The organism is Thalassotalea marina (genome assembly GCF_014656435.1).
Lineage (GTDB): Bacteria > Pseudomonadota > Gammaproteobacteria > Enterobacterales > Alteromonadaceae > Thalassotalea_C > Thalassotalea_C marina.
In genome coordinates this window covers 124,779-138,123 of record NZ_BNCK01000009.1, presented here as the reverse complement: position 1 = coordinate 138,123, position 13,345 = coordinate 124,779, and the positions used below count along the sequence as shown (strand labels likewise).

At 39.7% G+C, this 13,345-nt stretch carries 12 protein-coding genes; 10 read left to right on the top strand and 2 right to left on the bottom strand.

The window, feature by feature from the left end:
• Positions 1-255 precede the first annotated feature (255 nt).
• On the top strand, positions 256-3,075 hold the full coding sequence (locus tag IE199_RS17965) for a DUF2339 domain-containing protein (protein ID WP_189773415.1): 2,820 nt from the start codon (positions 256-258) through the stop codon (positions 3,073-3,075).
• A 106-nt stretch (positions 3,076-3,181) separates the two neighbouring features.
• On the opposite strand, the gene IE199_RS17960 is transcribed toward IE199_RS17965, so the two are convergent.
• Positions 3,182-3,790, bottom strand: a complete 609-nt coding sequence (locus tag IE199_RS17960; protein WP_189773413.1) for a hypothetical protein — start codon at positions 3,788-3,790, stop codon at positions 3,182-3,184.
• A 131-nt stretch (positions 3,791-3,921) separates the two neighbouring features.
• Between IE199_RS17960 and IE199_RS17955 the strand changes: the two genes are divergently transcribed.
• From IE199_RS17955 to IE199_RS17920, 8 genes are all read left to right on the top strand, one after another.
• The gene (locus tag IE199_RS17955; protein WP_189773411.1) at positions 3,922-4,173 is read left to right on the top strand and encodes a hypothetical protein; all 252 of its coding nucleotides are present in this window, start codon (positions 3,922-3,924) and stop codon (positions 4,171-4,173) included.
• Positions 4,174-4,325: 152 nt separating this feature from the next.
• Positions 4,326-5,060, top strand: coding sequence for a dienelactone hydrolase family protein (locus IE199_RS17950; protein ID WP_189773409.1), 735 nt, complete (start codon positions 4,326-4,328; stop codon positions 5,058-5,060).
• Between the two features lie 90 nt (positions 5,061-5,150).
• Positions 5,151-6,380: a lipoprotein-releasing ABC transporter permease subunit gene (locus tag IE199_RS17945; RefSeq protein WP_189773408.1), complete on the top strand. Its 1,230-nt coding sequence runs from the start codon at positions 5,151-5,153 to the stop codon at positions 6,378-6,380.
• Positions 6,373-7,068, top strand: coding sequence for a lipoprotein-releasing ABC transporter ATP-binding protein LolD (gene lolD, locus IE199_RS17940; RefSeq protein ID WP_189773406.1), 696 nt, complete (start codon positions 6,373-6,375; stop codon positions 7,066-7,068). The genes IE199_RS17945 and lolD overlap by 8 nt, the downstream gene beginning before the upstream one ends.
• Positions 7,061-8,317, top strand: coding sequence for a lipoprotein-releasing ABC transporter permease subunit LolE (gene lolE, locus IE199_RS17935; RefSeq protein WP_189773404.1), 1,257 nt, complete (start codon positions 7,061-7,063; stop codon positions 8,315-8,317). Before lolD ends, lolE begins: the two co-directional genes overlap by 8 nt.
• 158 nt (positions 8,318-8,475) lie before the next feature.
• Positions 8,476-8,979, top strand: a complete 504-nt coding sequence (locus tag IE199_RS17930) for a DUF2878 domain-containing protein (protein WP_189773401.1) — start codon at positions 8,476-8,478, stop codon at positions 8,977-8,979.
• Positions 8,963-9,496 carry a chalcone isomerase family protein gene (locus tag IE199_RS17925; RefSeq protein ID WP_189773399.1) on the top strand — a complete coding sequence of 178 codons (534 nt, stop codon included), beginning with the start codon at positions 8,963-8,965 and terminating at the stop codon, positions 9,494-9,496. The genes IE199_RS17930 and IE199_RS17925 overlap by 17 nt, the downstream gene beginning before the upstream one ends.
• Entirely contained in the window at positions 9,496-10,044 is a 549-nt protein-coding gene (locus IE199_RS17920; protein ID WP_189773397.1) for a DUF3833 domain-containing protein, read from the top strand. The genes IE199_RS17925 and IE199_RS17920 overlap by 1 nt, the downstream gene beginning before the upstream one ends.
• On the opposite strand, the gene IE199_RS17915 is transcribed toward IE199_RS17920, so the two are convergent.
• The gene (locus IE199_RS17915; RefSeq protein ID WP_189773395.1) at positions 10,025-10,927 is read right to left on the bottom strand and encodes a TIGR01777 family oxidoreductase; all 903 of its coding nucleotides are present in this window, start codon (positions 10,925-10,927) and stop codon (positions 10,025-10,027) included. The two genes, IE199_RS17920 and IE199_RS17915, sit on opposite strands and share 20 nt — an antisense overlap.
• Before the next feature lie 109 nt (positions 10,928-11,036).
• Here IE199_RS17915 and IE199_RS17910 point away from each other — a divergent pair, with 109 nt between their 5' ends.
• Complete coding sequence (locus IE199_RS17910; RefSeq protein WP_189773393.1) at positions 11,037-13,271, top strand: fasciclin domain-containing protein; 2,235 nt, start codon at positions 11,037-11,039, stop codon at positions 13,269-13,271.
• The last annotated feature ends 74 nt before the right edge of the window (positions 13,272-13,345 follow it).

Sequence of the window (13,345 nt, the reverse complement as noted above, 5' to 3'; positions counted from 1 at the left end):
GTCTAAATGTTTCTAAATATTTGTCACTGATGGTTCGACGCTTTGCGTTAAGCATATGGTACTCTTGCATACCAAACTAATTTATTGATTTTGATTACTTTTATGGTTTAATAGCTGGCTTTTCGTACTAGCTACTAGGATCTTAACAATTCTTGTGCTATTTTTGTTTTCTGGTCAGACCACTGTCATTGGTAAGATAAAGTTTAAATTTACTAAAACGATAGAGCAGCGGTAATCAACGGCAAGGATGATAACATGGAAGAAGAGATAAAAGCGCTTAGATCAGAGCTGGCTCTTATGAAGTTGCACTTTAGAGAAAAAGTGGGCGAAATTGAGTCTAAATTAAATGCGCTGACCGCTCAAGAAAATGCAATTGTTTCCACAACCTTGAGCAAGGAAAATAAGCAAAGCGATGCTTCTTTTGCTGCTCAAACTAAAGTTAGTGACTCCGCTATAAAAGTCACCTATTCACCAAAGACCAACAAAACTTCTGAAAATGTCAAACCTTCATTAATCGCTGTTTTCTTTGTTTCATTGCTTGCCAATATTTTTGATTGGTTTTCACCTGTAGTGAAAATCTACCAATCATACAAAGAGCGTAACATGCTCGGTACTTTGTTTTTAACGATAGCTGGCATTGGGCTGACCTTAGCGGGTTTCGGTTATTTAATGCAGTTGTTAATAGATCAGTTAGGGACAGGGGCAAAAGCAATGTTAATGTGCTTTGCAGCTCTATTGGTGATTGCTTTGGGTATCGGGTTGAAAGTAAAGACCCGCTATGGCGAATTCGCGACGGCTATTGTTTCGCTCGGGATCCTACTCAGTTATAACACGGTGTACTTTTCTGGCAGTGTTTATCAACTTATTCCGTTGCAAGCGGTGCTGTTATGTTATTTAGCAGTTGCATTGATGTGTCATGGCTTGGCATTACTGTTAGATACAAAAATAGTGGCTGCGCTCGGTATTATTGGTATTGCTACTATGCCGATTCTTTCTAATACAATACAAGTTGAGCCGACCTATTATTTATTGTCTCTTGCTTTAATTACGGCAAGTAGTTTGGTTTTAGCCTTGAAACGAGTAGGGCAATGGTTGGCTAACCTCGCATTAGCCTTTAGTTTGGTGTCCATCGAGTGGGTATTGTCAGCTGAAACTGTTGCGGTTTCGGCATGGATATTAGAAGTATTTTACCTGCTGTTTTATGCCTACATAGTTGCTGTTTTGTACCGCAATAATAAACCTACAAATCAGGTATTAATTTTCCTCGCCACCACAATTGGCGCAAGCATTTTGATGTTCTACCAAGCCGTTGAATTACAATCCATTCAAATGAGCTTTAATTTTGTCTTAAACACAGCTGTTGCCGTTGTAACCGCGGTAGCACTTTATCGTTTTAATCGCCAGGTTACGGTGTTATTTGCACTTGTTGCTGCTATTTGGGGTGTATTAGCCATCATCAGTTTAGTGTCAAATGCTTATTGGGGAATGGCTTGGGCGGCAGAAGGATTGCTCCTTATTTATATTGGTAGAAAGTTTTTATTATCGGCAGTAGCCAATCAAGGACAACTTTTAGCCGGTGGCGCAATTTTATTTTCGCTGGTAGGACTAGGCGCTTATTTCCCTCTGCCAGCACTAGTTTCATTTGATGGTTGGTTACTTTCTTTATTTATTGTCGCAGCATTGGCACTTTGGCAGCGTGCCATACATGAGTCTCCAGCATTTAATGATTTCACTAAGTTTAAAGTTAAACCTGCTTTGCAACTTGTTGAAGTGGTTTGGTTAACTGTGCTGGCTATTGCCACATTAGATATTTGGCTTGCTCAGTGGACTGGGGCAATTATTGTTTTAGGCCAACTTGCTTTGTTGTGTCGAGCTAAATACTGTAAACAAACCTCGATTGAGATATTTGCAGCCTTGCTGATAACCGTGCCTATTTATTATTTGATTGAAGGGGCACAGCTCGTCGGTAGTTACCATTTTACCGACTTGCCAATGTATGCAAAATTATCGTTATTGTCAGCATTTGCCCAGTTGTGGCTGTGGTCAGAGTTTTACAGACGTTATCAACCGCATAGCCAATTAAGCCGAATAGCAGAAGCAGCAAGAATTGGCTTCTATTTACTAGTACCTGTTTGTTGGCTCGGCTCTGCGGTGAGGCATTTGTCGTTTGATGTGTTAACTGTACTTTGGCTATCACCGCTACTGGCATTGTTACTGGCTAAAAAAATTACGCATCAATTACTTGAGTTGGAATGTAAAGTTTTAACGGTTATGGCGAGTATCACATTAGTGCTGTTTATTGCAGATCTATCAGTAATCGTCGGTTTGATTTCAATTGCAGGATTTGTTGGTTACTTCTTCTTAGCGTTAAAACTAGATCAAAAATATTCGTCATCGTTGAGTAAATTTATTTGTACTAGCGGTTTAATTACTCTAGGTATAGCGGTACCAGTTTTTACCGCAATGTTAACTAATAAGTTATTTATTGGCATGTTAACAGCAATTATTTATTGGGCTGGAGCCTTATATTTTTGTCGATTATCAAGTCTGCTTAAAAGAAATCAAACAACAATTGTAGCGTTTAACCTCTTGCTAGTGGTGAGCTCTTGGATACTGATTCTTTTTGGTGGTGAATACACAGTGATAGCTATCATTTTTATCCTTGTTGCACTTTATCAAAAAGATCAAGGCATCATGACTTCAATACTTGGCCGAGTGATGAAGGAAAATATTGATTTGTTCTTTCATTCTGTGTTCGCGATCACCTATGTCTTAACATTAGCTAACATGACAACGATGCATCTCGATCTGCTGATCGCACCTGCACTTGCTGTGCACGGTGCTGTTATTTTATTTTTAAAAGACAAACGTTTAATAACAGTGAAATACAGCTTTGCGTTGATTGGTTTAGGGGTATTAAAGCTGGCATTTATTGATGCAGCTAATGCGCTTTTATGGCAAAAAGTGATGTTGTTTATGGGAATAGGTGTCTTTATTTTATTGGCGTCTTTCTGGTACCAAAAGTTGGTCAGTCAATCTCCAGTCACTAATTCCGATGAAGAGCTGACCATTTAGAAAACCGATAGTGCAAGTGATGTAAGTAACCTCAGCTTCGCATTAGGTGTGGTTAGGATGTGTTGAACTTTTGAACTGAATTTTAACAGCGAAAATTCAACACAGCCTAATTAACGCTGGAATCAAATTTGAAAAATAACTCATCTAACCACAGTTCACCTTTGCCCTGTAAATAGCCGGTGATACTGATAAATTGTGCTTCATCTACTATAGGTAACGAGAGTTCTATTTCTTCCCAATCTAACGTATTGTCAACTTGGTAGCTCACATATTTCAGCTGAGATTCTGTAGATGCTTTGTCATAAACGGTTAAGATTAATGTAAATTGACTTTGCGGTGTGGCGGGTGAAAATTTGATAAAACCATTGAGGTTAATTTTATTTACTGGAAAGCCAACATCCATACTTTGGTAAATAAAACTCGATGGTTGGTCATTCTCTGAATTTAGCGTAGACAAAAATAAAGATCTTTCGCCACCTCGTTTATTTTTTTCATCGGTAATTGGCTTGTTATGATCGCCTTTTAAAAGCCAATATTCTAAATTGTTTTTGCTATCAAGCTGCTCAAAATTAAAGTTAAACTGTTTAAATCCAAACTTTTGAATATAGGGGTTTTCTTCTTTCTCTGGTGCTTTTTTAACGGGCTCTTGGGCGCTGGCAAAACTTAACAGGGTATTGATCATTAGCAAAAGCGGCAGCAGTAATACTCTTTCCATTTTATTTTTATTTCCATTACTTAATTGCTTTTTTATTAACCTACTAATTTATTCGTAGTTTGTCTAGTGAGTTTTAATATTTATTTAAACCCTTATAATTAATATGTTTTATTGAAAAGAGATAAAAGCGTGTGGCAAAACCCAATGCCAAAGGGCCATCAAAAACCGTTGATATTTATTGTGCTAATTGCCGGACAAAACTTTTTAAATACCGTAAAGGTGGAAAAGGTGCACTGGTAAAATGTTTTATTGAGCGAATCGTCAAGGATCACACTGAACAACAAGGAGTGTGTCCGGGGTGCCAGCAAGAGTTTGCTCGAGCAACCATTATCAGGGGAGTGCCTGCACTTAAGATAATTGGAGGTAAAGTTAGGCATAAATAAAACGTGTTAGGTCATTTACGTTTAAGCTATTGGCGCAGCCAAACGTAACATCCCCAGAAGGTAATAGCGTTATTTCAATTTGTTATTTTGCTCCAGTGCAAAGGCTTAATAATATATTGCTCAACCATTTGATGATACACAGGAATCGTATCTTGATCATTCAATCAGAACTTGTCGATCTTAATACCGCAACAGGTACTATGCGTACCTATATTTACCGACCACAAGCGCAAGGCCAATACCCCTGTATTATTTTTTATTCTGAAATTTTTCAGCAAACAGCACCAATTGCCAGAACGGCCGCTATATTGGCGGGTCATGGCTTTGTGGTGTTAGTACCAGAAGTATTTCACGAGTTAAACCCAATTGGTACTGTGTTAGGCTACGATGATGCAGGTAAAGATAAAGGCAATAATGATAAGTGGGCTAAGCCGCTTGAACATCATGACAGCGATACCCAAGCCTTAGTTGAATTCGCTAAAAATCAAAGCTATTGCACTGGCAAAGTAGGGGCTATGGGAGTGTGTATTGGTGGTCATTTAGCGTATCGTGCTGGTTTAAACCCAAATGTATTGTCCATGTGCTGTTTATATGCCACAGATATCCATTCAAATACGCTGCCGTGTCAGCCAGGCAATGATTCATTTTCTCGAACAAAGGATATTCACGGCGAACTCATGATGATCTGGGGTAAGCAAGATCCTCACGTGCCAGATGAAGGCCGGATGAACATTCACCTTAATTTAATTAACTCCGGTAACATATTTACTTGGCACGAATTTAATGCTCAGCATGCTTTTATGAGAGATGAAGGCGATAGATACGATCCTGCACTAGCGCTGCGTGTTTATGGTATGGCTGTAGAACTGTTTAATCGCACACTTTAAGCTTTGTAACAAAAATTTCCATGGGGCTTATATTCATTTATAAGCCTGTGTTATGCTTGGCTTTATAAAAATCATTACATTTCCTATTTAATGTTTCACCCAGTTAGCTTTTTTATCGGCCTGCGATATAGCCGCAGTAGGCAAAGAACCGGTTTTGTTTCTTTCATTACATTTTTTTCCATATCAGGTATTTTGCTTGGTGTTACTGCGTTGATCGCGGTGGTATCGGTAATGAATGGCTTTGAAGGTGAGCTAAAAAAACGTATTTTAGCCATAGTGCCGCATGTGTTGGTTGAAGTTCCGAAGGATGACACATCCAATTGGCAACAGACTAAAAAAGATTTATCACAACTCGAATTTGTCCAAAATATTAGCCCTATCGTTGAGGCTGAATCACTTGTTTTATCCAATAACGCATTACAAGGTGTATTGATTCAAGGTATTGAACCTGAGCAAGAACAGCATAATTTAGTCTTTCAACATATGCTGAACGGGCAATTAAACTCTCTTAGTACAACAGCTTATCAAGTTATTATTGGGCAGAGCCTAGCGCGTAAACTAGATGTTTCTCAAGGGGATAAAATTAGAGTGGTGGTACCGGCAAAAACCATTTTCACTCCAATGGGAAGAATTCCCGTGCAGCGTATTTTTACCATTGCAGGTATCTTTAACATGGGATCGCAAGTAGATGACAGTGTTATTTATATGCATAAAAATGATGCCAATAAACTACTTAGGGTTAAAGATGACGAAGTAAGCCATTTGCGCCTGTATTTGCAAGATGCCTTTTTAGCTGAACAAGTTGTTGAAAAAATTCATCAACAATTTCCATCGTTAACTGCGCGTTCTTGGCAAACTAGCCAAGGGACGTTGTTTTCTGCCGTTAAGATGGAAAAAAATATGATATGGCTAATGCTCAGTCTGATTGTTGCCGTCGCGGCATTTAATATTGTGTCTGCTTTAGTGATGGTGGTCATTGATAAACAAGGCGAAATCGCTATTTTGCAAACCTGCGGAATGGACCGTGCTGGCATAGTGAAAATATTTATTGCACAAGGTGTCATCAATGGTTTTTGGGGCGTTGCGTTGGGCAGTTTTTTTGGTGTTTTGTTAGCACTAAACCTTAACGATATTATGTCGGTTTTGGGAGTTAATTTATTGGGTGGTGGTTACGCCACACAAAGTTTGCCAGTTGATTTGCAATGGCTTGATGTATTGACTGTTAGTGGTTCAGCATTACTGATGAGTTTTTTAGCCACTTTGTATCCTGCGTATCGCGCGTCTCTTACTCAACCAGCCGAGGTTTTAAGTCATGAGTAATGCCATTGAGTGCAATAATATTTCTAAAGCATATCGCCAGGGCGCAATTGAAACGCCGGTATTGAATGGCTTAAACCTTATGGTGCCTGCTGGTGAATTACTTGCCGTTGTTGGCAGCTCTGGCAGTGGTAAAAGTACATTTTTACATATTGCTGGTGGGCTTGATTCGCCGAGTACTGGCGAAGTTATTATCAATGGCACGAATATTCATCAATTGTCAGCAAAAGAAAAGGCTAAGTTTCGCAATCAACATATTGGCTTTATTTATCAATTTCACCATTTGATGATGGAGTTTACAGCATTAGAAAATGTTGCAATGCCACTATTAATTAGAGGTGACTCTCCTAAAAAAGCGACACAAGCAGCAACTGAACTTCTTGAAAAAGTGGGCTTGTCTCATCGCAAAGAACACAGACCAGCGGAGCTTTCCGGCGGTGAAAGGCAACGTGTGGCGATTGCCAGAGCACTAGTCACCGAGCCTTCGTTGGTGTTAGCGGATGAGCCAACGGGTAATCTTGATTTTGATACAGGTGAACAAATTTACCAGTTAATTCAGTCGTTAAATCAATCGCTTAAAACCAGTTTTATTATTGTGACTCACGATCTAGCGCTTGCCAACAAAATGCACCGCCAAGTGAAATTAGATCATGGGGTGTTAAAGCCATTGACGGATGTAACACATGGTTAAATCACTCAGTCTTTTTATTGCTCGTCGCTACATAAGTCAAAAGCAGCTTAAAGGGTTTACTTCGTTTATTTCTGCTTCTTCGACCATCGGCATAGCTATTGGTGTAATGGTCCTTATTGTGGTCTTGAGTGCAATGAACGGCTTTGAACGTGCGTTGTCACAGCACTTATTATCTGTTGTTCCACACAGTGAGCTTATTGCCTTAAACCAACCGTTTGAAGACTGGCAACAAGAAAGTCAGCGTGTTATGCGTCACCCTCAAGTTATTGCAGCCGCTCCTGTTATTAAAATGCAGGGCATGATGCAGCATAAAGACAAATTAAAAGGTGTTGAAATTAGAGGTGTCGACGTCAATTTAGAATCTAATGTTTCTGCAATTCCACTGCATATAAAAACTGGTTCATGGCAAGCGTTAACAGAGCCTAATAGTATTATTTTAGGGCAAGGTATTGCCGATAAAATTGGCGTCAGTATTGGTGATAAAGTGCAATTATTAATGCCGCCAATGAAACAAAATAATCAGGTTCACAGCCGGTTTAATGCCATGGGGAAACGAAATTTTGTCGTGGCTGGTACTTTTAAGTTTGGAGGCGAAATTGATAATCAACAAGCGTTTATCTCACTTGAAAGTGCCCAACAAGCGTTGGATTATCAAAGTAACAAAACACATGGTTTACGTTTAGCCGTTAGCGATGTATTTGCGGCACCTGAAGTGGCCAAAGAAGCTGCTTATTCTCTTAGAAACTATGTGTATATTTACCATTGGACTATCACTCAGGGTCATCTATACAAAGATATCCAATTAGTCCGTATGGTGATGTTTATCGTGTTGGTGCTGGTGATTGCAGTAGCAAGTTTTAATATTGTTTCTACCTTGATTATGGCGGTTAGAGAAAAACAAGGCGACATTGCTATTTTAAAAACCATGGGCGCTAAAGATGCGACTATTATGGGTGTGTTTATGTTGCAAGGTTTTAGGAACGGTGTCATTGGCACTGTTTGGGGCACACTTCTTGGGTCGGTTATCGCGATTAACCTCACAGAAATATTCGAATTCATTGAAGTTTTATTGGGGCGTAAATTTTTGTCGGGTGATATTTACTTTGTTGATTTTATTCCCACCAATGTAGCCGTTTCCGATATTGCTGCCACAGCATGTATCGCTTTGTTATTGTCGGTTATTGCCACTTTATACCCAGCATGGAAGGCCACTAAAATCGATCCTGCACACGTTCTTGGCCAGATGTAAAACATTTAACAAGCGAAGGCTGGCTCTTAAAAAGCAATGCCTCTTTAGCATTGGCTAACAATCACAGATGGGCTTAATTTCATTGTCTTGAAATCCAAACAACTCGGTAATACGTACTATTATTTATTGTTGATACAACAGAGTACGTGTTAAAGGTTATGTGGGTTAATCTGATCGGGTTTAATTTACTGTGGGCAGGGTTAGTTCTTCTGGGCGACGTCTTTATCGTTGTCGCGGTTTTAGCGTTAATTGCACACTTTAATTTTTGTCAAAATCGCCAAGACGAAGCAAAAGTCATTCTGGCAGTCGCCGTTATTGGATGTACGGTTGATAGTCTTTTAACCTATTTTAATGTTTTCATTTTTCCTCACGCTTTAATACCTCTTTGGTTGGTTGCTTTATGGCTTTGTTTTGCTGCGACAATAAGACACAGTTTATCCTTTCTAGCTAGTGTTTCTTGGTATTGGCAAGCCATGGTTGGTGCTTGTTTTGCTCCTTTAAGCTACTTTGCTGGAGAGCGCCTTGGCGCGGTGGCTTTTTCTTTACCCTATATCACAACCTTTGTTTTGTTATCTGCAATTTGGGCACTATTAATGGTGCTGTTTTTTAATCTTAATGCCAAAATAAGTTCGGGGGATAACGCTAATGTTACAGTTTATTAAACACTTGGTTTTGATCTGTGTAATAAGCGTAACACCTGCACACAGTAAGTCATTGCATTACCAATATAACGAGATCATTTCACAAGTGAAAAGTGTTGGCAGTGCCAAGTTTTCAATGCTTTTTTGGGATATATATCAAAGCACCTTGTACACCGCAACAGGTCGTTATGAACAAGGCATTATCAATCAGCCAATACTATTTAATATCAAATACTTAAGAGATATTAAAGCAGATGATCTTATCGAAAAAACTGCAGAGCAATGGCGTCACATAGGCGTTTTAGAAAATAAATTTTCGCCATTTATCCCGCAGCTTAAAGCGATTTGGCCAAACATCAATCAAGGTGATTCATTAAGTTTATATGTCAAAGACGGTGTTAGTTATTTCTACTGCAATGAAAAACCGATTGGACAGATCAATGACGAAAACTTTGGTCCAATGTTTCTTGATATTTGGCTGTCGAGTAAAACCAGCCAGCCTAAACTTAGAAAACAGCTGATAGGAGAAGCAAGTTAATGCGCATTATTTATATCGTATGTCTCGTACTCATGTTGTCTAGTTGCAGTACAGATATTAATGATTACCAAGGCACTAATCCCAAGTTTGATATTAAGCAGTATTTCTCTGATCAGCTAACGGCATGGGGTGTTGTGCAAGATTACCAAGGGCAAATAACCCGTCGGTTTTGCGTAGAAATTGAAGGTACTTGGGATGACAATAAGGGCGTACTCGATGAAGTGTTTTATTTTGATGATGGCGAAATCACAACTCGAGTTTGGCAACTTGAAAAATTAACCGATGGCAGATATCAAGGAACTGCCGGAGACGTGATAGGAATGGCACAAGGCAGAGAAGTGGGGTTTGCGTTTTATTGGCGTTACCAATTGAAGGTGCCTGTTGATGGTGAAACTTATCATTTATGGCTGGATGATTGGATGTACCAACTTGACCAAGACCGAGTGTTAAACAAAACACAAATGCAAAAGTTGGGTATTACCGTGGCTGATATCACCCTGTTTTTTGATAAAAATGTTAAGCAATGTTCTAATCGTGTAGCAAGTTAATTAAGGCTAACTTCAGATCTGGATATTTAAAAGTATAACCATTTGACTGCAAGACTTTAGGCATGACATGTTGACCATAAAGGAGCAGTTCTGATAGCTCGCCAAGTGCTATTTTGAGTACAAATGCAGGTGTGGTAAATAAACATGGGCGAGATAACACAGCGGCAAAAGTTTCACTGAAAAACTTGTTAGTCACAGGTGAGGGCGCTGTCATATTGACTGGGCCTTCAATGGTGTCATCCTGTATTAGGAAATTTATCGCGTTAATCATGTCGTCGATGTGTATCCAACTCATGTATTGATAGCCAGATGCTATTTTTCCGCCAAGGCCGAGTTTAAAAGGCAACATCATTTTTGCCAAAGCGCCGCCGTCTTTTGACAACACGATACCCGTTCTAAGTAAAACGACTCGCGTGGCATTGGATTTTGCGCCTAGTGCTATTTTCTCCCATCGTTGACAAACATGATGAGAAAACTCTTGATGAAATGCTGTGAATCCTTCATCGATATTTAATTGTTGTTGCCTGCCGTAGATACCAATTGCACTGCCAGATATAAATGTTTGTGGCGGGGTTGGACTTTCATTGATTAACTCCACGAGTTTTTCGGTCAAATGCCAGCGACTTTGGCATATTTTTTCTTTTTGTCCGTCGGTCCAGCGTTTATCAGCTATTGGCTCGCCGGCCAAATTTATCACGACATGTTGTTGATCAATTAACTGCTGGTGCAAGCGAGTAACAAGCGTAACGTTGGGGCCAAGAACTCTTACTGCTTTTTCAGGGGAGCGTGTTAAAACTGTTATCTCAACATTTTGATCTGTTAATAATAAATGAACTAATGCTTTACCAATCAGTCCTGTAGCTCCTGTGATAAGTATCTGCATAAAAATTCCTTATTTTTTAAGAACAACCATATTTCTACGTCTCAATTTTAAGTGTAGATCACCCCTGAAAAATAAATTAAATAAATGTCAAAAAACATGATCCATTCTCATGGCGGTGCTGTATGAACAAAAGTCAACCAATCTAGAGGGAAAAACAGTGAAGACGTTTAAAACACTTTTAATAACGGTAGCTAGCTTGTTTTTACTGCAAGCGTGTGACGATGACGACAACAAAAAGTCTCATGAAATGCCTATGGAACAGCCAACAACGATTGTTGATGTTGCCGTAGCAAACGGTAATTTCACTACGCTAGTTGCTGCGCTTGAAGCAACGGGGTTGGATCAAACCTTGTCCGATACCAGTACTAAATTTACCGTTTTTGCGCCAACAGATGACGCTTTTGCGCTACTTGGCCAGTCGACAATAGATGCTCTTTTACAAGATACAGACACCTTAAGTGATATTTTAACTTACCATGTCATAGGCGCGGAAATAAACGCTAGTGCCGCTGTTGCATCTGCTGGCCAGACGGTTGAAATGGTCAATGGTGATCTTGTGGGTTTATCATTAGATGGTGATAAATTATTGGTCAATACAGTTACAGTGACAGCAACTGACATTAAAACAGATAATGGCATTATTCATGTAATTGATGCGGTGTTAATGCCTCCTGCAGATAAAGGGCAAGCAACAAAAAATATTGTAGAAACTGCAATTGAAGATGGTCGTTTTACTACCTTAGTTTCAGCACTAACAGCAACCGGTCTAGATGCTGCATTAGCCAATGAAGCTGAGACCTTCACTGTTTTTGCACCAACTGACGACGCCTTTTCACTTATCGATGAAGCAACATTAAATCTACTTATAGAAAACCCAAACATTTTAACGCAAATATTATTGCAGCATGTTGTCGCTGGTGAAGTGAATTCAGTGACTGCGTATACATTAAACGGAGCTGAAGCAACGACCTTGTCGGATGCAAAACTTGCTGTTGCAATTAACAGTGAAACAGACATGTTAATGTTTGGTGGTGCTAACATCATCATTAAAGACATATACACCACCAATGGTATTATTCATGTAATTGATGCGGTGATTATTGGCGATGTCGAGATACCAACGCCTGCAAATTCGATTGTTGATGTCGCGTCTAACAATGGCAGCTTCAATACCTTGGTTAGTGCACTTCAGGTGGCGGGATTAGATTCCTTACTTGCCGATACTTCTAAATCATTTACGGTATTTGCACCTACCGATGCGGCTTTTGCCCAATTAGACGCAGATTTACTTTCTGGTTTACTGGCAAACCCAGAGCAACTAGCCAGTGTGCTCAGCTATCATGTTATTGCTGACGCTAAAGTGTTGTCAGATGCTGCAATTGCAGTGGCTAATTCTGAACAAAATACGGTGACTACGGCAAATGGTTCTGAGCTAGCACTTTCAGTCACCAGCGGGACTTTATACGCAAATGCGTCTGTAATTTCCGCTACTGATGTGATGGCAGACAATGGAGTTATCCATGTGGTAGATCAGGTGATTTTACCTCCTGCCGTTAATACAGGTGCAACGATGAATATTGCTGAGCTCGCTTCATCCTTACCCGAGTTTTCAACGTTAGTTAGCGCATTAGAAGCAGCCGATTTAGTTGATACTTTGTCAGATGAAAATGCTAATTTTACCGTTTTTGCTCCAACCAATGCTGCCTTTAATAAAATTCCAACGGATACCTTAAACGCCTTATTGGCTGACAACGAAGCGCTGACCAGCGTACTTCTGAAACATGTGTTGTCTGTTCAAGTTAACTCTGTTGGTGCATATGCAGCAAATGGTAAGATGGTTGATACTGTCGGAGGTGATAAGCTTAATGTAAATTTGATTAACTTTAGTCAAACCACTAACAGCGCAGACGACGAAGTGGCCTATGATTCACAAAATGGTATGTTAGTTGGCGGCATGAATAGTGCTAATGCTGGCTATACCTTGTATGTGTATGACGGTGATTTGGGCGCAGAGGGCAGTACTTGTAATGATGCTTGTACAACTAACTGGCCACCTGTATTAGTGACTGACAATGCAGTGGAAAATATACCTGGACTAAGCCTAATCACCAGAGACGATAATTCCATGCAAGCTGCCTATAACGGACGACCTCTGTATTTCTATATCAATGATAATGCCGCTGGCGAAATGAAAGGAGATGGCTTTAACGACATGTGGTGGAAAGTAAAATTACCACAAGTTAGCCTACAGATTCAGGGAGCCAACGTTACCTCTACTGATATCCACACAACGAACGGCGTAATTCATGTGATTGATACTGTTGTTACGACATCAGCGAACTAGTCAAACTATTCAAATAAGGCAAACGAAGAAAACTAACGAATTTAGTATCAACTAAACTCACTTTGGGCTCCCCT